The sequence below is a fragment of the Methanoculleus sediminis genome (assembly GCF_001017125.1).
Classification (GTDB): domain Archaea; phylum Halobacteriota; class Methanomicrobia; order Methanomicrobiales; family Methanoculleaceae; genus Methanoculleus; species Methanoculleus sediminis.
Map to the genome: position 1 here is coordinate 323,250 of NZ_JXOJ01000001.1, position 17,660 is coordinate 340,909.

Below are 17,660 nucleotides of genomic sequence, written 5' to 3' on the forward strand. Positions count from 1 at the left end.
ATACTCGTTATGGCCCTGCGCCTCTCCCGGTTCGTGCAGCCCGCTCCCGGGAGGTAGCATTAATACAATTGAGGCAAACGCAAACCTGACTGCCAGCAGTACAACAGCCCGGGAGTTTGGATAGTGGCACATTCGGAGGACCCAGGGAGTGCATTGCGCACCGCAGAGCCGGAGCGGGCGGCTCATGAACGCACGGCAGCGCTTCTGGCCGAGAACGAGGCGCTCCGGCGCGAAAACGCCGCGCTGCAGTCCGTAAAGGACGCCCTCCAGGAGAGCGAGGGGCGTTACCGGCGCCTCTTCGAAGACGATCTCACCGGGGATGTTATCGCCGCCCTGGACGGCCGGATACTTGCCTGCAACGCGGCGTTCGCAAGGATATTCGGGTTTGCCTTGAGGGAAGAAGCTCTGGGTACCGATATCCGGGATCTCTTCGAGGATCCCGGGGATCTGGACCGGGTCATCGCGCGCCTCCGGAGGGAAGGGAAGGTCGAGAACGAGGGCCGGACACGGAAACGCCGGGACGGCACCCGTATCCATGTCGTGGAGAACGTGGTCGGGCGTTTCAGTGCGGATGGCGAACTGATCGAGATCCAGGGCTACATCTACGACGATTCGGAGCGCAAACGGGCAGAGAAGACTCTCCAGGAGAACATGGAGTGGTATCGCCAGGCCCTCGATAACCCGATCATCGGGTATGCTCACTGCGAGATTGTCGTCGATGCAGCCGGAAAGCCCGTGGACTACATTTATCTGGAGGTTAACAGGGCGTTCGAGCAGTTTACCGGGCGTGCGCGGGAAGATGTCCTGAACCGGAAGGTAACCGAGATTCTCGCTCCCGAAGAGGCTGCCGGAATCATCGCACTCTACGGGAACGTGGCGTTGACGGGTGGATCGACGACGTTTCAGTATCCAGTGCCGACTCTTTCAAAATGGTTCGAGGTCACCGCGTTTTCGTCTCAACGGGGACATGTCACAACCTTCTTCACCGACATCACCGAGCGTAAACGGGCGGAGAAGGCCCTCCGGGAGAGCGAGGAGCGTTACCGGCGGCTCTTCGAGGACGATCTCACCGGAGACTTCCTCACCGCACTGGATGGTCGGATACTCGCCTGCAACCCGGCGTTTGCCAGGATATTCGGGTTTGCTTCCATTGAAGACGCACTGGATACCAATATCGGGGACCTCTACGAAGACGCCGGGGATCGTGACCGTCTCCTCGCGCGCCTCCGGAAGGAGGGGAAGGTCGAGAACGAGGGCAGGGTCCGGAAGCGCCGGGACGGCACCCGTATCCATGTCGTGGAGAACATGGTCGGGCGTTTCAGTGCGGACGGCGAACTGATCGAGACCCAGGGTTACGTTTACGACGACTCGGAGCGTAAACGGGCAGAGGAGGCCCTCCGGGAGAGCGAGGAGCGGTTCCGGGCGGTTCTCGAGAACTCGCTCGACGCGGCCTACCGGCGCAACCTCCAGGCCGACCGCTACGACTACATCAGCCCGGTCATCAGGGAGATCCTCGGCTTCGCCCCGGAGGAGATGGCTGCGATGGACATCGAAGGAGTCATGGACCGCATCCATCCCGACGACCGCCCGCCGGTTGAAACGAAACTGAACGCTGCTGCCGCCTCGGGCAAGGGATTCCTCGTGTACCGGTTCCTGACGAAAGCCGGCGAGTATCGCTGGCTCGAAGACCACTTCACGGTGACGCTCGATCCGGGCGGTCGGCCGCTCTTCCGGAGCGGGATCATCCGCGACATCACGGAGCGCAGGCGGGCGGAGGAGGCGATCAGGCACCACGCGACCGAGCTTGCCCGGATTCACCGTGACCTCGAGTCCGCCCACCGGGAGGCAAACCTCTACCTCGATATCCTGACCCACGACATCGGGAACACCGAGAACGTCGCGAATCTCTATGCCGAGCTGCTCGCCGACTTCGTGGAGGGGGAGGCGGCGGTATACGTGGCGAGCCTGAAGCGGAGCATAGCAAAGAGCATAGAGATCCTCGGCACCGTCTCGAAGATCCGGCAGATTCATACCGGACCGCCCGCGCTCCGGCCGACCGACCTCGATGCGGTCATCAGGGCGGAGATCGATCACTTCCCGGATATCCGCCTCTCTTACGAGGGTGTCCCCCGGCAGGCCCTTGCCGACGACCTCCTTCCCGAGGTCTTCACGAACCTGATCGGCAACGCCGTCAAGCACGGCGGCCCCGGCGTCACCGTAACCGTCCGGGTCGAGGCGGCGGAGGGAGGGTTCGTCCGGGTGACGGTCGCGGATACCGGCCGGGGCGTCCCGGGCGACCAGAAGGAGGAGATCTTTCACCGCTACGAGAAGAAGCAGCGGGGCGTGGGCGAGGGGCTCGGGCTCTATCTCGTGCAGATCCTCATCGACCGCTACGGCGGCCGGATCTGGGTGGAAGACCGGGTGCCCGGGCATCCGGCAGCGGGGGCGGCGTTTGTCTTCCTGCTCAGGGAAGCAGGCGGCGTCCCGGCGCGGCCGTGAGACGGGGGAGGGGGAAGCCCGCCCCGCTCCCGCGGGTACACCAGTCTCCCGTCGTATTGTTCGCTCCCGCGCAGGATGCCCGGTAGATCACGCCGTTCGTGTCGTCGCCCACGAGCGGCGAACCGTCACCGCCGATTGCAAGACCGCAGAGCCGGGGAGCCATGAGCGGGCCTCCACCCTTCCCCTTCACTCAACCGCCCGGATCACCGCCACTCTCCACTCAACCCCGTGGAGCCCGGCCGTCGTCCAGGCAACCTCCTTCTTCACCGCCTGCCCGCCGTCGGCGGCAAACTCGTATGCCGCGGTGCCGTAACGCTCGCCGGTGACCCTGCGGGCCACGTCGAGCAGGTCCGGGTAGTCGGCGTAGAGCGGGTCTTCAAACGTCATCTTCCCGATCTGGGTTGGGTCGGTATCGTAGAGCACCCGTCCGTCCGTCTGGATGACCATCACCTGGTACGGGGTGCCGTTCGCCGCCGGGCCGGCGACGCCTGCGATCAGGGTCTCCGGCCGGAAGACGATGGAGGCGAACCCGGTGAACCGGCTCTCGTTCGTAAAGATCGGCGCGATGATGACCGTCGCCGGGATGTCTTCCGCGACCGTGATCATCTCGCTCATCATCGGCCGCTTTGTCGCGAGGATGTGCCGGACATGGGCCTGACCACCGATCTCCGCGCCCTCGATGCCGCGGTACGCCGCCGGTTCGGCGGCGAGGATCGTGCCGTTCGCGTCGCTGACCGTACAGTCGACGATCGACGGATCGGTGGCGGAGAGGTTCGCGAGGATCGCGTGGACGTCGTCGCCGGAGAGATCGGTCTCCCCGAGGTCGTATGCGGCGTACGCCAGGCGATCGTCCAGGTTTTCGAGCGCCGCAGTGATATCGGACTGCAGGCGGACGAGGAGTGCCGCGGCGTCTCCGTCGACCGTTGCGGCGTTCGCCGCCGGCTGATCCGCCACGCAACCGGCGGCCAGGATCGCCAGGGCGGCGATGATGCATGCATATACGTGAGAACTCATCAGGATTTCCTGAAAAAGGAAAGGGTTTCGGAAAGCATAAGTTCTGCTGTTTCCGTCACCTGGGCGAGCGTTCCCGGAGGCGTTTCTCGCGCAGTTTCAGGCCGGTGAAGACGGCGAGAACTGCGACGACGATCGCGGCCAGGATGCCGATTCCGAGCGCTTGGTTCTGCCGGTAGATGTCCAGGAGCACGTCGGAGCCGAGAGAGATGATGAGGCTGGAGGCGAGCGATCCGGCGCAGACGCAGGCAAAGACCCGGGCCTGATCCAGCCCCAGCAGCCGGCCGAGAATCGACCCGTTCATCGCACCGGTCCCCTGGAGCGGGAAAAAGACGAAGAGAACGAGCCCGATCGTTGAGAATCGCCGGATCCACGGCCGGGTATCGGTGTAGTTCCGGCCCGCCGCCATCCCGCTCTCGAGCAACCGGCCGATGAGCGGGATCTTCAGCGCCAGGTCGAAGTTCCAGACGACAAAGAGGGAGACGGCCACGTCGAGGAGAACGATCGCGAGGGTGATGAGCCACCAGGGGTAACCCATCACGATCGCGATGGGAATGATCGACTCCTTCCCGGCCGGGGGGACGAAGTAGGCGGCGAGCAGTCCCGAGATGACGAGGAACTGCTGGTAGGGCTCGATCAGGTAGAGCGCTGCAAAAATAGCCAGGGCGATGGCGATCGGGAGGATGAATTTTATGGGGCCGGCAAGGTAGGGGTTTGCGAGGAGCGCCTTCCAGCCCTCCGGCCCGGGTATATTGGTGGTATCGTCTGCGCTCATAGGTCGATCTCCGGCAGGGAGATACTCAATTCAGATTGGGGTTTTTTAGTTAATACGTTATCTGCAGGGGTTCCAGCAGGTTCAAGTTCATGAAGCGCAAGGATAGGTAGCATGACCCCTGTCCCCGTCACCCGGCCGCCCCGTGTCCTCCCCGTTGTCGATGCCGGCACCCGGGAGAGCGCCTTGTGCACGATCGCGAACGTCGCGACCGCGCTCGAGACCCTGCGCGAGGTGAGAAAGCACGTTCGCGGCGACCACAAGCGGCGCCTCGACGACGTAGCGGTGGTCCTCCGCGTCGTCGCGCTCGATGCCCAGGCGACCTACGCGATCACCGACGAGGAGGCACGGTCGTTCATCCGGGACTGCCGTTCGAGGTGAGGTCGCCGGGCAGCACCGGTTCGGTGAGGGCGTGGACGAAGCGTTCCCACCTGTCCGCACCGTTCCCGACGTAGTCCCGGACGACCCGGTAACCCTCGTTCAGGGCCACCGGGTACGCCCGGAACTCCTCGATGAACCGAAGACGCGCCTGTGCCGCCTCCGGGTCGAGGAGCAGGACGTTCTGGAGGAGCCCGCCCGCCTCCTCCCGCGACAGCGCACCGCCGAGGTACCCGCGGGCCACCCGGGCGTTTCCCGTGATGTTCAGGGCCGCGGACGCGGTAACGACGGCATCGAAGAGCTCGGCACCCGCCGGCTCGAACCCGGCCAGGGGGAAGAGAACCTCCTCGAAGAACCGCGCCCGCTCGGGAGCGGGGAAGATCATCTCCTCCCCGAGCACGGCGGCCCCTTCGGCGACCGTCGCGAGCGGCGAGGCGAGGGTGACGACCGCGTGCTCGATCCAGCCCCGGGCACGGACAAGCGCCGCCTCCCGGATCGCCCGCATCGTGTGGCGGCCGGGGTAGCCCTCGTGGCAGGCGTAAGCGAGTGTCCGGTCGACGGTGACCGGCAGATCGGCGTTCACCCGGATGAGGCTCGTCCCGTCCCCGAGGTAGCGGATATAGGCTTCCCACGGCTCCCCGGCGGCGTAGCCGATCTCGAGCCGCTCCCCTGCCGGGAGCAGCAGACGTTCAGCCGTCCTGCGGCGGCTTTCGGCAAATGCTGCCGCAAAGACCGGTTCCAGCCCCCCTGGCGGGATGACGAACGAGTTCATGTACGTCCGGTAACGAGCGGAAAGATCGCCGTTTCCGGGGAGACTGGCATCGAGCACTGCATGGAGGCCACCGTACCAGTCGGGGTCGTCACCCGTCGCTGCGATTCCGTAGAGCGCCTCAACCTCGGCATCGAAGGTGGTGCTCTCCCCCGCGAGAATTGCCGCACGGGCTTCGAGCGCCCGGATCATCTCCCGGAGATGGCTGCGACGCATGCGCCCGGCACCGTCCAGACGGTCGGGGTCGATCCTGTCCAGGGTGGCAAGGAGGTCTGCGGCGTACCCGGCGATGCGGTCCGGCGGGACCGTAACCATGAGCGCCTCGTCCCGCACCGCCGCCGGGCCGAAATAAGCATCCACGAACGCCGGATCGTGTGCCCCGAGCCAGAGCGCGCATTTGACGTAAAATCGCGCCACGGCGTCCATATCCCTGGCCTCGGCGGCGTTCTTCCCGGTGTAAGTTGAAGGCTCCATCCATCACCTCCTGCTAGATTATGCGCCCCACGGCTACTTAACCGCCGTGATCCGCATCCGCCGACAGAGGGTTTAACCGGTTCCGCGCCAACCTCTGGAGTGATGCACGAGTCGCTCCGGCAGGTCGTCCACCTCATCTTCGGTCTCGGGATCGCGGGTTTCGTCCTCCTCTTCGACCGCGATCTCGTCCTCTCCGTCCTCGTGCTCGCTCTCTTCGCGGGGTTCATCCTCTCCGACGCCATCTCCCGGGGCTACACCATTCCGGTCGTCTCGCCGATCATCGCGGGCCTCGAGCGGCGCGACGCCGCCCCCGGGAAAGGAGCGCTCTTCTTCGCTCTCGGAGCCCTCTTCTGTATTGCTTTCTTTGCAAAAGAGGTCGCCTTCATGGGGCTCGTCGTGCTCTCGCTCCTCGACAGCGTCACCACCCTTGCCGGCGTCCGGTTCGGCAGAACCCGGATTTATAATCACAAATCGCTCGAAGGCACGCTCGCCGGGTTCGCGGCGACGGCGATCGTGCTCTCTCTCCTCGTCCCGCCCACAATAACTCTCGCGACCGCGGCGGCTGCGGCCGTCGCCGAACTGGCGAGCCCTGTTGACGACAATCTCGTCGTTCCGGTCGTTGCCTGCATCGCCCTCACGCTGCTGCTCTGAAAGCGTTGAACCGCCCGGTTCAATCATTGTATATACGTCTGTTCCCGATCTCTCTTCCACCAGAGGTGAGGATCGATGAAACGCATCGTTTCAGCAGCCATGATCGTCTTCCTCCTTCTTCCTGGGTTCGCGGCCGCCGCTTCCGGCGCCCACGACGACCCGGGGGGAGCACAGGCCGGGTATGGCGCGGTAAACGCGACGCCCGCGGGGGAGCAGCAGGTGAGGATCGAGGAGAACAGAACCGTCCGTGCGGAAGAAGGCAGTGAAACCGCCGGGGAGAGAGTGCAGCAGCGGGCTGCGGAGCATACGCCCCTCCACCCGGGAGATGGCGCTTCCGATCGGGACCGTGTCAGGCTCGCCGTCCATGCCCTGCTCGCCGCCGGGAACCGGACCGGCGGCATAGGAGAGAACGTCTCCGCCATCGCCCGGGAGATCAACAACTCGGTCGAGAAGACTGTCCGGGCCGAGGAGCAGATCCGGGCCCGGCATGGGTTCATGCGGTTCCTCTTCGGTGGCGATGCGGAAGCCGCCCGGTTGATTGAGGAGGAGGCGCAGCGGAACCGGGAGCGGGCCGCGGAACTCGGATACCTGATCGGGAACTGCACCTGCGACGACGCAACCCGGACGATGCTCCAGGACCAGGTCCGGACGATCGAACAGGAGCAGGACCGGCTGAGCGTTCTTGCGAGCGAGGAGATGCAGGTTCGCGGCCTCTTCTCCTGGCGGTAAGGTCCCCCGGTCTTTTACTCCCGCTCTTTTTCCCGCCCGCAAAGCCCGAGCCGGTTGCACTCCGGGCAGGTGGTGAAGATCCCGCAATCGGAGCAGTCCTCACCGGTGCAGGGCTGAACCCGGATCGTGACGTTCGTCCGGGGGAACTCCTGCTTGACGTCGGCCTCCACGCGCTTCACGACTCCGTACGCCTCTTCGAGGGTTGCGGTTCGCGGGACGACCAGGTGAAAGTCCACGAACCTGTTCGGTCCCGACCGGCGGGTCCGGAGCCGGTGGAAACCGATGACGTCCGTGCAGTGCTCGCTGATGATCTCCCGTATCCGGTTCTCCTCGTCGGCGGGGAGGCTTCTGTCGACGAGATCTTCGAACGAGCGCCGGATGAGATCGAAGGCCGCCCGCAGGATGATGGCGGCGACCGCGAGCGCAACGAGCGCATCGAGCACCACAAGACCGGTCAGCCGGATCAGGACGAGCCCGATGACGACCCCGGCGGAGGTATAGACGTCCGTCCGGAGGTGCCAGGCGTCGCTCTCGAGCGCGATCGATTCGGTCTCCTTCGCCACCGTCATCAGCCGGGAAGAGACGTAGTAATTTACTCCGGCCGAGAGCAGCATGACGGCGATACCGAGCCCGAGCCCCTCGACGTTCAGTGTCTCCTCGCCACCGAGGAGGTTTCTCGCCGCTTCGTTGATGATCAGGAGAGCCGCCGCGAGGATCAGGACCGCCTCGAGAAGCCCCGATATGCTCTCGTACTTCCCGTGCCCGAAGGTATGGCACTCGTCGGGGGGCCGGGCCGACTGGCGAACCGAGAAATAGGCGATGCCCGCGGCAACGAGGTCGATGGCGGAGTGGATCGCTTCGGAGATGATACCGACCGATCCGATGGAGACGCCGACGGCGAGTTTCGCCGCGACGAGAAACGTGTTCGATACGACCGAGAGGCGTGCGGTCTTCTCTTTGAGCATACCCTCCTGTTCTCCCGGAACGACCGCCGACATACCTGATGAGTGTTCACCCTCCCCCGGGATAGGGTTTACGTGCCGGAGGATTCCCGGACGGTGCAGCCCGACCGTCCCCTCAATCGACCGTGAGGATAATGAGCGAGTCGGTTCCCTCGCGCCCGGGAGAGACCCCCTCGGTCAGCACCACGCGCTCACCGGGCGAGATCAGCCCCGAGTCCCGGATCGAGTCGAGGATCGCCCCGTGCCAGTATTCCTTTTCGCTCCGGATCAGGAACGGGCTTACCCCGTAGGAGAACGCCAGGAACTTGAAGGTGCTCGGGTTCCGGGTGAACGCGAGGATCCAGGCCCCGGGCTTGAACCGGGAGATGTTCCTCGGGGTGCTCCCGGAGCGGGTGGGGGTCAGCACGTAGCGGATGCCGAGCGCGTCCAGCGCCTCGATGACGTTTAATGAGACGACATCGTTGACGGTGATCTCCTCGCGCCCTTTTCCGCGCCGGAAGTAATCGAGCGGGGTGCACCCGGCCCCGACGAGGAAGCGCTTCTCTTCGGTCGACCGGGCGATCTTCGCCATCATCGCGACCGTCTCGACCGGATACTTCCCGATCGACGTCTCCTCGGAGAGCATGACGGCATCGGTGCCGTCGAGGATGGCGTTCGCGACGTCGGTCACCTCCGCCCGGGTGGGCCGGATGTTGTCGGTCATCGACATCAGCATCTGGGTGGCGGTGATCGCCGGCCGGCCGAGGACGTTGGCTTTCTGGATGATCCGCTTCTGCACCGTGGGAACGTCCTCGATGGGCGTCTGGACGCCGAGATCCCCTCTGGCGATCATGACTCCGTCGGCCTCCCGGAGGATCTCGTCGACGTTTGCAAGCGCCTCCTGCCGCTCGATCTTTGCGATCACCCGGATGGACTTTCCGGACCGGGCGGCATACTCCCGGGCCTTCCGGATATCCTCCGCCCGCTGGATGAAGGATATGCTGAAGATGTCGAGCCCCTCGGCAAGCCCGAACTCGATGCACTCGAGGTCGCGTTCGGTCAGGGCGCTGACCGCGAGGATCCCCTCGCCGCCCACGAGGCTCATCCCCTTGCGCGAGAGGAGGGGGCCGCCGACGATCACCGTCGCCCGGACGTCCCTTTCGCCGACCTCGTCGACCCGGATCTGGAGGAACCCGTCGCTGAGATAGATGGTGCTCCCCGCCGAGACCAGCTGCGGGAACTGGTCGAAGTCGACGGGGATCAGGGAGGGATCGGTCGATGCCGGGCCGGAGACAAGGGTGACGGTCTCGCCCTTCTGGAGCATCATGGGCTCTTCTGCGAGGGTGCCGACCCGGATCTTCGGTCCCGGCAGGTCGAGCAGGATCGTGACCGGGAGCCCCGTATCCTCCGCGGCGGTCCGGATATTTCGGATGTTCTCGCGGTGCTCGTCGAACGATCCGTGGGAGAGATTGAGCCGGGCGACGTTCATGCCGGCGAGGATCATCCGGGCGAGCGTCTCCCGGGAGCGCGATGCGGGCCCGATGGTACAGACGATCTTTGTTTTATGGTCGGGCAGGCTCATCCGCTTCCGTTTCGCCTGCTCGGATATCCGGTGCAGCACCTCTTCGAGCATCATGAAGTACCCTCGGGCATCGGCACCGGATTAACCTTCTCCCCCGGGGCGGACGGTTGCCGGAAAAACGGGTCTAACGAGGTTACGGAGTTCCCGGAAGACGTTACGATTCCTGTTATTCCGGAACGCTCTCACGGCCGGGTCGAGGGCTCACGGCTTCTCCTACCGGGGTCACCGCGAGCGTCCTCCCGCTCTCGGCGCTGTACTCCCCGATACGGCGGTGGACGTGCTCGACCATGCCCCCGGTGGTGATGATGAGCGAGTTCTCCCCGATGAGGGCTTTTAAGATGCACTTGTCGATGACGCCGTAGGTGTAGTCGAGGAGGATCCGTTCCCGGTTGGCGAACTCCTTCGCGCGGGTGCCCATCGCCCCGACGTGCTCGACCGTCCCGTGCTCCACGAGTGCCCGCACCTCGTCGCCGGTGATCAGGTCGGCGTTGCAGAGGTATATCCTCCCGGTTCCGTTCCTGGCCGGAGTGTTGCCGTGCATCGCCCGCTCGATCCGGTCGGTGAACTCGAGCACGCTTTTCGGGGGGACACCCCGGTCGATGACGCGGCGCAGATCGAGTTCGTTGTAGAGGTCGAGGAGAGCGGGGGGTTTCAGCCTGGCGGCTGCGAGGAGGTTGTGGTCGGAGAAGACCTCCTCCGGCGCCCCCCGGGCGAGGACGCCCCCCCGCTCCATGAGGATGACCGAGTCGGCCCAGCGATAGGCGAGTTCGACATCGTGGGTGGATACGAGCACCGTCCGGCCGCCGGAGGCGAGTTCGTCGAGGAGTTCCATCACCTCCTCCGAACTTGCGGGGTCGAGCGCGGAGGTCGGTTCATCGAAGACGAGAACCTCGGGCTGCATCGCGAGGATGCCGGCGATGGCGACCCGTTTCTTTTCGCCGCCGGAGAGGTGGTGGGGCGGCCGCTTCTCGTAGCCCCGGAGCCCGACGTAGCCGAGCGCGTCCCGCACCGCCTGCCGGACGGCGTCGGGGGGGAGGCCGAGGTTCACCGGCCCGAAGGCCACGTCTTGCTCGACGGTCGGGGCGACTATCTGGACGTCGGGGTTCTGGAAGACGAACCCGACCCGGCGGCGGAGGTCGCGAAGGCTCCGGTTGTCGTAGGCGAGCGGCCGGCCCTCGAACCTGATCACGCCGGAGGCCGGACGGAGCATCCCGTTGAGCATCAACAGAAGCGTCGATTTCCCGGCTCCGTTCGGACCGACGAGGGCAGTCTTCGAGCCCGCCTCGATCCGGACGCTCACCCCGGCGAGCGCGGGGGGGCTGTTTTGGTAGGCGTAGGCAACGTTCTCGGCCTCAAGCAGCGGTGTCGTCATATGATTACCAGGCCCCCGGTGGATAGCGAGACCGCGAGGACTGCCGAGAGGTAGAAGAGGCCGCACGCGAGCGCGGGAACCGATATCGGCCGGGTCTCGCCGGGCATGCCGAACCTGCCGTCGTAGCAGCGTGCATCCATTGCGAGCATAAGCGCCTCGCCGCTCTCCCACGTCCTGATGAAGAGTGCTCCGGCAAGCATCCCGAACGAGCGCACCGATTCCCGGAACCTGCCGTAACCGAGCCGCATCACCTGCGAACGATAAATCTGGCCCGCCTCCTCGATCAGGATGAAGATGAACCGGTAGGTGAGCATGGCAAGATCGATGAGGACGGCCGGAACCCTGAGTCTTTGGAGGATGTCGAAGATCTCGGTCATCGGCGTCGTGAGCGCGATGAAGTAGAGCGAGCACATCCCCCCGAAGACCCGCGCGAGGAGGAGGAGGGCGAGGTTCGCGCCGTCCGCCGTGATTGCGAGGGGCAGATCGGGGACTTCGAGGAGCACCGTTCCGCCTGCGGTGATGAAGAGGATCGCGGCGATGCTCATCAGTGAAAACGAGACCGGGACGAGGAGGAGCTTCGCGTAGAATCGTGCCGGGATCTTTGCAAGAGCGAGGACGGCGGCGGTCATCGAGGCCGCGACGAGCAGGGGCGCGACGGGACCCGGCGAAGAGACGCAGAGGAGGATGCTCGCAGTCCCGATGAAAAGTTTGAGCCCCGGGCTTGTCTCCCGGAGGTTATTGGTCTGGGCAAAGTCTTCGAGCACCTCGTACATTGCGTCTCCCCCTATCTGTTTGCGGGACTGCCGGAAAAATCAGGCGGCCTTCCTGTTGCCCCGCCAGTAACCGAAGATGTAACCGATGATCACGGCGCCGATGGCGGCCTGCAGGGCAAAGAGGAGCGACTCGATCTCACCGCTCGGGGGCTCCCAGAAGGGCTCGATCCAGGGCTCGTAGCCGGAGGCTTCGATGAGCCCGGCGGCCTCGCCGTCGGCCCCGCCCCAGGCTTCCTCCCCGTCGCCGAGGGTGGCCTGTATCGCGGCGTCCTGAAAGAGAAAGACGGCGGCGAAGATGACGATGAGCGCGGCGACCGCGATCTCCATGCCGTACTTCATACCGCGGCCTCCCGGAGTTTCTGGACGGTGCTCTCGGAGAGGAGGTTTAACCGCGTGAGGATCTCGGGTTTGAGCTGGACGATGTACTTGAAGACGAGCATGATGATCGCGCCCTCGATGATGGCGAGCGGGACCTGGGTTACGGCGAAGATCGCGGCGAAGGCCGTGAATGCGCCGAGGAATCCGACGGTCCCCGGGAAGGCGAGCGCGAGCTGGACCGCGGTGACGACGTAGGTGACGAGGTCCGCAAGGGCAGCGGCGATAAAGACCGTGGCGTAGGTGTTCGCACCCGCCCGGGTTCCGGCCTTATAGACGAGATAGGCGACGGCCGGGCCTGCGATCCCCATCGAGAAGACGTTTGCCCCGAGGGTGGTGATCCCGCCGTGCGCAAGGAAGATCGCCTGGAAGACCAGAACGATCAGCCCGAGGACGGCGGCGATGCAGGGGCCGAAGAGGATGCCCCCGAGCCCCGTCCCCGTGGGATGGGAGCAGCTCCCGTTGAACGATGGGATCTTGAGGGAGGAGAGGACGAAGACGAAGGCGCCTGCGACCGCGAGGAGCGGCAGGGTTTCCCGCCTCTCCCGCACGAGTTTGTTCAGCTGGTACAGTCCGATGGCCACGAAGGGCAGGGAGATGAGAATCCAGATCTCCCACCAGGGGCTTGGTAAGAATCCTTCCATGATGTGCATGATATCACCGGTGGCTGCCGCCGCGAAGGCAAGCAGAACAACTTTGTTTTATGTAAGGCAAATTAATTTGATGTACCCTGGTTATCCCCGGTCATATTTATCTTCTGCGGTATTCAACACTAGAGGAACGTTATGCGCCATATTCCAGTGATTGTCATCGCGGGAACCCACAGCGGCTGCGGCAAGACCACGCTTGCAAGCGGCCTGATGGCGGCGCTCGCCGCCCGGGGGCTTGCCGTCCAGCCATTCAAGGTGGGCCCGGACTTCATCGATCCCACGCACCATTCAGCCATCTGCGGCCGAACGTCGCGCAACCTCGACCCGTTCATGATGGGGGAGGCAGGGGTGCGGGAGACGTTCGTCCGGGCCTCTGCCGGGGCCGACATCGCCGTCGTCGAGGGCGCGATGGGACTCTTCGACGGGCTCGAAGGAACCGATACCGCGAGCACGGCGCATGTCGCGAAGATTCTCGACGCCCCGGTTCTTCTGGTGGTTGACGCAGGGGGCGCGTCGCGGAGCGTCCATGCCATGATCCGGGGCTACGCGGGGTTCGATCCGGCCGTCCGGATCGCCGGAACCATCCTCAACCGGATCGGGAGTCCCCGCCACCTCGCCATGATCGAGGAGACGAAAAGCCTCCCGGTCTACGGGGGAATCCCGCGGCGAAAGGATCTTGTTGTCGAAAGCCGGCATCTCGGGCTCGCGATGGCGGCGGAGACGGGACTGATGGCGCGGTTCGGCGCGGTGGTGGAGGAGACGTGCGATCTCTCCGGGGTCATCGACCTCGCCCGGTCGGCCCCGGCCCTCCCGGCACCGGCGGAGAGCCCCGCCCGGCCGGAGGCGGAAGTCCGGATCGGTGTCGCCCGTGATGCTGCGTTCTGCTTCTACTATGCCGATAACCTCGATCGGCTCGTGCGGGCCGGGGCAGAACCGGTCTTCTTCTCGCCGATGACCGACCGGCTCCCGGACGTGGACGCCCTCTATCTCGGGGGCGGTTACCCGGAGCTCCACGCGGAAGCGCTCTCCTCATCCCGGTGCCGGGAAGATGTCCGCCGGGCGGCCGATGACGGCATGCCCGTCTACGCCGAGTGCGGCGGTCTCGTCTACCTCACCGACCGGCTCACGACCGGTGAGGGCGACTACCCGATGGCCGGCGTTCTCCCGGCGGCGGCGGAGATGACGGACCGCATCCAGGCCCTCGGATACGTCGAGGCCCGGGTCGCCGGGGCCGCACCGGTCCTTGCCCCGGGCTCGGCCTTCCGGGGCCACGAGTTCCACTATTCACGCCTTGACTGTGATCCCGACGCCCGGTTTGCCCTGGAACTCCTCCGGGGACGGGGAATCGACGGCGGCCGCGACGCGCTTACCGCGCAGAACGCGATCGGACAATATACCCATGCTTACTTCCCGGAGGGGTTCGCCGAACGACTGGTCGAGGCGGCCGGAGCATACCGGCGGACGTAAGGGGATGTTGCGGTCTCCCCCACGGCCGCCGGCGCAAAAAAAAGGTGTCAGGCGGTGACGATGATCGTCCCGGTAATCCCGGTTGTCAGTGACTGGTAGGTGTAGTTGTCGACGCCGTTGAAGGTGTAACTATAGGAGTCGCCCGGCGCAAGCAGACCGGATTCGAAGAATCCCGTTGGCCCGGTCGGCGATACGGTCTGGTTGGTGGAGGCGTCGTTGGTCCATCCCACCGTGGTGCCGACAGGGACCGTGAGCGTGTTCGGCACGAATCCGCTGTCGGTGATGGAGATGGTCTCGTCAGCGACGACGGCCGCCGCCGCCGGCGTTCCCGGTGGGGTCTCCGTCACACCTGCGGCAACGGTCGTTGCGGTTGCTGCCGGTGTCTCTGTCCCCATCGGTGTCTCCGTCTCCATTGTCATCGTGGTCGCGGTTGCCGCCGGCGTCTCTGTCTCCATCGGTGTCTCCGTCTCCATCGGGGTTTCGGTCTCCATCGGTGTCTCTGTCATTGCCGGCGTCTCTTCTTCTGTCTCCATCGGGGTCTCGGTGAGTCCCGGTGTCGTACCGGGTGTCACCGTCTCGTTGCCCGCTGGCTGCACACACCCTGCGATCATGATGCTCGCGATCACCATGAGGGCAAGGATACCAAACATCCTCTTCATGTGATGGACGATGCTTCTTGGCGTAAATAAACTTTACCCCTCGCAGGAAAACCGGAATACGTGGTTTAAATCCGTCGCAGCAGCACCATGCCCGGCCGCCCCGGTATCGGGGTTGTCCCATAGGGCCCCTGACCCGGTACGTCCTTCACGGCTCCCCTGAGACGAAACAAACGGCATTATACCCTGGCTGCAGTACGCCGCCGGGACGCCCGATCCCGGCCGGCCGGCACCGGAGCGGGATGGAGTTCCCGCCTCTGGACACCTCAGGGGTTCGGGGGAGAGGGGGCCGCACCGACGGGACGTCGCACCGCGTGCTCGCCGGCGTTCGATCCTTCCTCCCGCCCGGCTGAAGGTATTTATAGCCGGGCACGGATAGGGGGCTCTATGGAGGCACCGGGCAGGCGCAGATTCGGGAAGACCGGGCGGGAGGTCACCGCCGTGGGGCTCGGGGGAGAAGGTGTCCTCAGGACCTATGGACGGCACGCGGAAGCGGAGGCCGTCATCATGGAAGCGCTCGGTCAGGGGATCACCTATTTCGACTCGGCGAAGGCCTACGCGGGGAGCGAGGACTATTACGGCGAGGTCTGGCGGAACCGCCCCGACCTCCGGGCACCGGTATTCCAGGCAAGCAAATCAGCGAGCCGGGCGCACGCGGACGCCGAGACGGATCTAGAGGAAACTCTCCAGAGGATGGGCATCGAGACCCTCGACCTCTGGCAGATCCACGATATCCGGTCTTTCCCCGATATCCGGGAGATCGAGGGGCCGTCCGGTGCCCTCGAAGCGTTCGTCGAGGCGCGGGAGTCCGGCGTCGTCCGGCATATCGGGGTGACGGGGCACCACGACCCGGACGTCCTCGCGCACGCGGTCGAGAACTGGCCGGTCGACGCCGTGATGATGCCAGTAAATCCCGTTGAGGGGGCGCTCGGTGGGTTTCTCGATGGAGTGCTTACGACCGCGAGGGAGCAGGGGGTCGCGGTCATCGGGATGAAGGTGCTCGGCGGGTCGAATTACCTCGTCCCCGATGCCGGGGTGACGCCTGACGTCCTTGTCCGGTATGCCCTTTCCCGGGAGATCACCGTCGCGATCGTCGGCTGTTCGACGCCCGCGGAGGTGCAGGCGCTCGCCGCCGCCGGCCGGAGCGGCCCTCTGCCCGACGACGAAGCGGCGGCGCTCGTCGAAGCGTTCCGGCCTCATGCCCGCGAGCTTGCCTACTACCGCGGATTCCGGTGAGGCGGTTCCGGCAAAATCTTCTTCTGCAACCGATATAACCCGGCGGCGCGAACCTACGGGGGGAGAGCAGTTCTCGATATGGAGATGAGACTATATGACGACCGAAAAACCGCACCGGCTCCGCACCTTCCGGAACCGCATCGCCGCATCGCCGGACGCGATCCTCGTGCTGGTCGTGCTCGTCATCTTCATGGACATGCTGATCTATGGTCTTCTCATCCCGGTCTTCCCTCAGTATGCCCCCCGGCTCGGTGTGGGCGAATCGGTCATCGGGATCATCTTCGGGGTCTACGCCGCCATGCTCCTCCTCTTCTCCATCCCGATGGGCCTCCTCTCCGACCGGGTGGGCCGCCGCCCTCTCATCGTCGCCGGGATGCTCCTCCTCGCTCTCGCGACTGCTCTCTTCGGCTTCTCGACCACGATCACCCACCTGGTTGCCGCCCGGACTGTTCAGGGGGTCTCGGCCGCGGCCACCTGGTCGGCGGGGCTTGCCCTCCTCGCCGATACCTGCGACCCCGCCCGGCTCGGGGAGAAGATGGGCGTCGCGCTCTCGGCGGTCGGGGTCGGGACAATCCTCGGGCCGGTCGCCGGCGGGCTGCTCTTTGAGTATGCGGGCTACACCGCCACCTTCCTCATCCCGGCGGCGCTGGCGGCCTCCGTCGGCCTCGCGGTCCTCGCCGTACCGGTGCGCACCTGCAGGCGGGAGAGCGGCGCACGCCGCTCCGCGATGATGCCCGGGGGGGCCCTTCTGCCGCTCGCCGCCTGTGCGGTCGTGATCGTCGCGGTCTCCGGGACGTACGGCGTCTTCGACCCCTACCTCCCGGTCTACCTGCATACGGTCTTCTCTGCGTCCCCGGCGACGATCGGGTTCGTCTTCGCGGTGCTGGCGGTTGCGGCCATCCTCGCCCAGCCGGTTGCAGGAAGGATCTACGACCGGTACGGCGGCAGCCGCTACCTCATCGGCGGCGGCCTTCTCCTCTCGGGGGGTGCGATCGTCGCCGCAATGCAGGCGGGTGCCCTCCCGCTCACCGCCGTCGCCGTCTTCGTGCTGGGGATCGCGCTGAGCTGCGCCCTGGTGCCGACAATGCCGCTCCTCGCCGATATCTACCGCGACCACGGCTCGCAGGGCGCTGCATACGGCATGTACAACACCTTCTTCGCCGTAGGGCTCTCGGCAGGGCCGTTCGCGGGAGCCATCCTCGCCGGCCGGTGGCCGCTGCCGGCGATATTCCTCCTGCTGGCGGGGTTCCTCGGGGTTACGGGAATCCTGAGCTGGCTTGCCGTCGGGAAGCTGGCGTGGCGGTGAGTTACGTTCTTCATGCCGC

The 17,660-nt window shown here is 65.5% G+C and carries 18 protein-coding genes; 7 read left to right on the forward strand and 11 right to left on the reverse strand.

The genetic code is table 11. The features are described 5' to 3' along the window. Window positions 1-153: 153 nt before the first annotated feature. Window positions 154-2,499, forward strand: coding sequence for a PAS domain-containing protein (locus SZ63_RS12320; RefSeq protein WP_052959029.1), 2,346 nt, complete (start codon window positions 154-156; stop codon window positions 2,497-2,499). Here SZ63_RS12320 and SZ63_RS01625 read toward each other — a convergent pair. Genes SZ63_RS01625 through SZ63_RS01635 form a run of 3 tightly spaced genes read right to left on the reverse strand, consistent with a single transcriptional unit; the run spans window position 2,465 to window position 4,285 of the window. Further along, window positions 2,465-2,662, reverse strand: coding sequence for a hypothetical protein (locus SZ63_RS01625; protein ID WP_048180040.1), 198 nt, complete (start codon window positions 2,660-2,662; stop codon window positions 2,465-2,467). The genes SZ63_RS12320 and SZ63_RS01625 overlap by 35 nt on opposite strands. Window positions 2,663-2,685: 23 nt before the next feature. Beyond that, complete coding sequence (locus tag SZ63_RS01630; protein WP_048180043.1) at window positions 2,686-3,513, reverse strand: cache domain-containing protein; 828 nt, start codon at window positions 3,511-3,513, stop codon at window positions 2,686-2,688. A gap of 55 nt (window positions 3,514-3,568) precedes the next feature. Further along, window positions 3,569-4,285, reverse strand: a complete 717-nt coding sequence (locus SZ63_RS01635) for a small multi-drug export protein (protein WP_048180057.1) — start codon at window positions 4,283-4,285, stop codon at window positions 3,569-3,571. A 111-nt stretch (window positions 4,286-4,396) separates the two neighbouring features. Here SZ63_RS01635 and SZ63_RS01640 point away from each other — a divergent pair, with 111 nt between their 5' ends. Further along, complete coding sequence (locus SZ63_RS01640) at window positions 4,397-4,663, forward strand: hypothetical protein (RefSeq protein WP_048180062.1); 267 nt, start codon at window positions 4,397-4,399, stop codon at window positions 4,661-4,663. Here SZ63_RS01640 and SZ63_RS01645 read toward each other — a convergent pair. Further along, on the reverse strand, window positions 4,638-5,903 hold the full coding sequence (locus SZ63_RS01645) for a hypothetical protein (RefSeq protein ID WP_048180065.1): 1,266 nt from the start codon (window positions 5,901-5,903) through the stop codon (window positions 4,638-4,640). The genes SZ63_RS01640 and SZ63_RS01645 overlap by 26 nt on opposite strands. Window positions 5,904-6,005: 102 nt before the next feature. Between SZ63_RS01645 and SZ63_RS01650 the strand changes: the two genes are divergently transcribed. Both SZ63_RS01650 and SZ63_RS01655 read left to right on the forward strand, forming a co-directional pair. Further along, window positions 6,006-6,554, forward strand: a complete 549-nt coding sequence (locus SZ63_RS01650; protein ID WP_048180068.1) for a diacylglycerol/polyprenol kinase family protein — start codon at window positions 6,006-6,008, stop codon at window positions 6,552-6,554. Between the two features lie 75 nt (window positions 6,555-6,629). Then, window positions 6,630-7,283 carry a hypothetical protein gene (locus tag SZ63_RS01655; RefSeq protein ID WP_048180072.1) on the forward strand — a complete coding sequence of 218 codons (654 nt, stop codon included), beginning with the start codon at window positions 6,630-6,632 and terminating at the stop codon, window positions 7,281-7,283. A 14-nt stretch (window positions 7,284-7,297) separates the two neighbouring features. On the opposite strand, the gene SZ63_RS01660 is transcribed toward SZ63_RS01655, so the two are convergent. From SZ63_RS01660 to SZ63_RS01685, 6 genes are all read right to left on the reverse strand, one after another. Then, window positions 7,298-8,281, reverse strand: coding sequence for a cation diffusion facilitator family transporter (locus tag SZ63_RS01660; protein WP_048180075.1), 984 nt, complete (start codon window positions 8,279-8,281; stop codon window positions 7,298-7,300). A 79-nt stretch (window positions 8,282-8,360) separates the two neighbouring features. Further along, window positions 8,361-9,860: a pyruvate kinase gene (pyk, locus tag SZ63_RS01665; protein ID WP_082122605.1), complete on the reverse strand. Its 1,500-nt coding sequence runs from the start codon at window positions 9,858-9,860 to the stop codon at window positions 8,361-8,363. Between the two features lie 112 nt (window positions 9,861-9,972). After that, the gene (locus SZ63_RS01670; RefSeq protein WP_048180078.1) at window positions 9,973-11,178 is read right to left on the reverse strand and encodes an energy-coupling factor ABC transporter ATP-binding protein; all 1,206 of its coding nucleotides are present in this window, start codon (window positions 11,176-11,178) and stop codon (window positions 9,973-9,975) included. Beyond that, window positions 11,175-11,951, reverse strand: a complete 777-nt coding sequence (gene cbiQ, locus SZ63_RS01675; RefSeq protein WP_048180081.1) for a cobalt ECF transporter T component CbiQ — start codon at window positions 11,949-11,951, stop codon at window positions 11,175-11,177. The genes SZ63_RS01670 and cbiQ overlap by 4 nt, the downstream gene beginning before the upstream one ends. A gap of 39 nt (window positions 11,952-11,990) precedes the next feature. Next, entirely contained in the window at window positions 11,991-12,290 is a 300-nt protein-coding gene (locus tag SZ63_RS01680) for an energy-coupling factor ABC transporter substrate-binding protein (RefSeq protein WP_048180083.1), read from the reverse strand. Then, the gene (locus SZ63_RS01685; RefSeq protein WP_048180087.1) at window positions 12,287-12,979 is read right to left on the reverse strand and encodes an energy-coupling factor ABC transporter permease; all 693 of its coding nucleotides are present in this window, start codon (window positions 12,977-12,979) and stop codon (window positions 12,287-12,289) included. The genes SZ63_RS01680 and SZ63_RS01685 overlap by 4 nt, the downstream gene beginning before the upstream one ends. 132 nt (window positions 12,980-13,111) lie before the next feature. Here SZ63_RS01685 and SZ63_RS01690 point away from each other — a divergent pair, with 132 nt between their 5' ends. Then, window positions 13,112-14,443, forward strand: coding sequence for a cobyrinate a,c-diamide synthase (locus SZ63_RS01690; protein ID WP_048180090.1), 1,332 nt, complete (start codon window positions 13,112-13,114; stop codon window positions 14,441-14,443). A 47-nt stretch (window positions 14,444-14,490) separates the two neighbouring features. On the opposite strand, the gene SZ63_RS01695 is transcribed toward SZ63_RS01690, so the two are convergent. Further along, window positions 14,491-15,102, reverse strand: a complete 612-nt coding sequence (locus SZ63_RS01695; protein ID WP_241481219.1) for a cupredoxin domain-containing protein — start codon at window positions 15,100-15,102, stop codon at window positions 14,491-14,493. A gap of 384 nt (window positions 15,103-15,486) precedes the next feature. Between SZ63_RS01695 and SZ63_RS01700 the strand changes: the two genes are divergently transcribed. Beyond that, a complete protein-coding gene (locus tag SZ63_RS01700; protein ID WP_048180092.1) occupies window positions 15,487-16,335 on the forward strand; it encodes an aldo/keto reductase in 849 nt (282 codons plus the stop codon). A gap of 94 nt (window positions 16,336-16,429) precedes the next feature. Further along, a complete protein-coding gene (locus SZ63_RS01705) occupies window positions 16,430-17,641 on the forward strand; it encodes an MFS transporter (protein WP_048180095.1) in 1,212 nt (403 codons plus the stop codon). The last annotated feature ends 19 nt before the right edge of the window (window positions 17,642-17,660 follow it).

Coding starts and splice junctions, on each gene's coding strand:
- SZ63_RS01640 (WP_048180062.1), top strand. CDS start 4,397: ATGACCCCTGTCCCCGTCACCCGGCCGCCCCGTGTCCTCCCCGTTGTC.
- SZ63_RS01625 (WP_048180040.1), bottom strand. CDS start 2,662: ATGGCTCCCCGGCTCTGCGGTCTTGCAATCGGCGGTGACGGTTCGCCG.
- SZ63_RS01630 (WP_048180043.1), bottom strand. CDS start 3,513: ATGAGTTCTCACGTATATGCATGCATCATCGCCGCCCTGGCGATCCTG.
- cbiQ (WP_048180081.1), bottom strand. CDS start 11,951: ATGTACGAGGTGCTCGAAGACTTTGCCCAGACCAATAACCTCCGGGAG.
- SZ63_RS01645 (WP_048180065.1), bottom strand. CDS start 5,903: ATGGAGCCTTCAACTTACACCGGGAAGAACGCCGCCGAGGCCAGGGAT.
- pyk (WP_082122605.1), bottom strand. CDS start 9,860: ATGATGCTCGAAGAGGTGCTGCACCGGATATCCGAGCAGGCGAAACGG.
- SZ63_RS01690 (WP_048180090.1), top strand. CDS start 13,112: ATGCGCCATATTCCAGTGATTGTCATCGCGGGAACCCACAGCGGCTGC.
- SZ63_RS01660 (WP_048180075.1), bottom strand. CDS start 8,281: ATGTCGGCGGTCGTTCCGGGAGAACAGGAGGGTATGCTCAAAGAGAAG.
- SZ63_RS01695 (WP_241481219.1), bottom strand. CDS start 15,102: ATGAAGAGGATGTTTGGTATCCTTGCCCTCATGGTGATCGCGAGCATC.
- SZ63_RS01650 (WP_048180068.1), top strand. CDS start 6,006: ATGCACGAGTCGCTCCGGCAGGTCGTCCACCTCATCTTCGGTCTCGGG.
- SZ63_RS01700 (WP_048180092.1), top strand. CDS start 15,487: ATGGAGGCACCGGGCAGGCGCAGATTCGGGAAGACCGGGCGGGAGGTC.
- SZ63_RS01685 (WP_048180087.1), bottom strand. CDS start 12,979: ATGCACATCATGGAAGGATTCTTACCAAGCCCCTGGTGGGAGATCTGG.
- SZ63_RS01680 (WP_048180083.1), bottom strand. CDS start 12,290: ATGAAGTACGGCATGGAGATCGCGGTCGCCGCGCTCATCGTCATCTTC.
- SZ63_RS01705 (WP_048180095.1), top strand. CDS start 16,430: ATGACGACCGAAAAACCGCACCGGCTCCGCACCTTCCGGAACCGCATC.
- SZ63_RS01655 (WP_048180072.1), top strand. CDS start 6,630: ATGAAACGCATCGTTTCAGCAGCCATGATCGTCTTCCTCCTTCTTCCT.
- SZ63_RS01670 (WP_048180078.1), bottom strand. CDS start 11,178: ATGACGACACCGCTGCTTGAGGCCGAGAACGTTGCCTACGCCTACCAA.
- SZ63_RS01635 (WP_048180057.1), bottom strand. CDS start 4,285: ATGAGCGCAGACGATACCACCAATATACCCGGGCCGGAGGGCTGGAAG.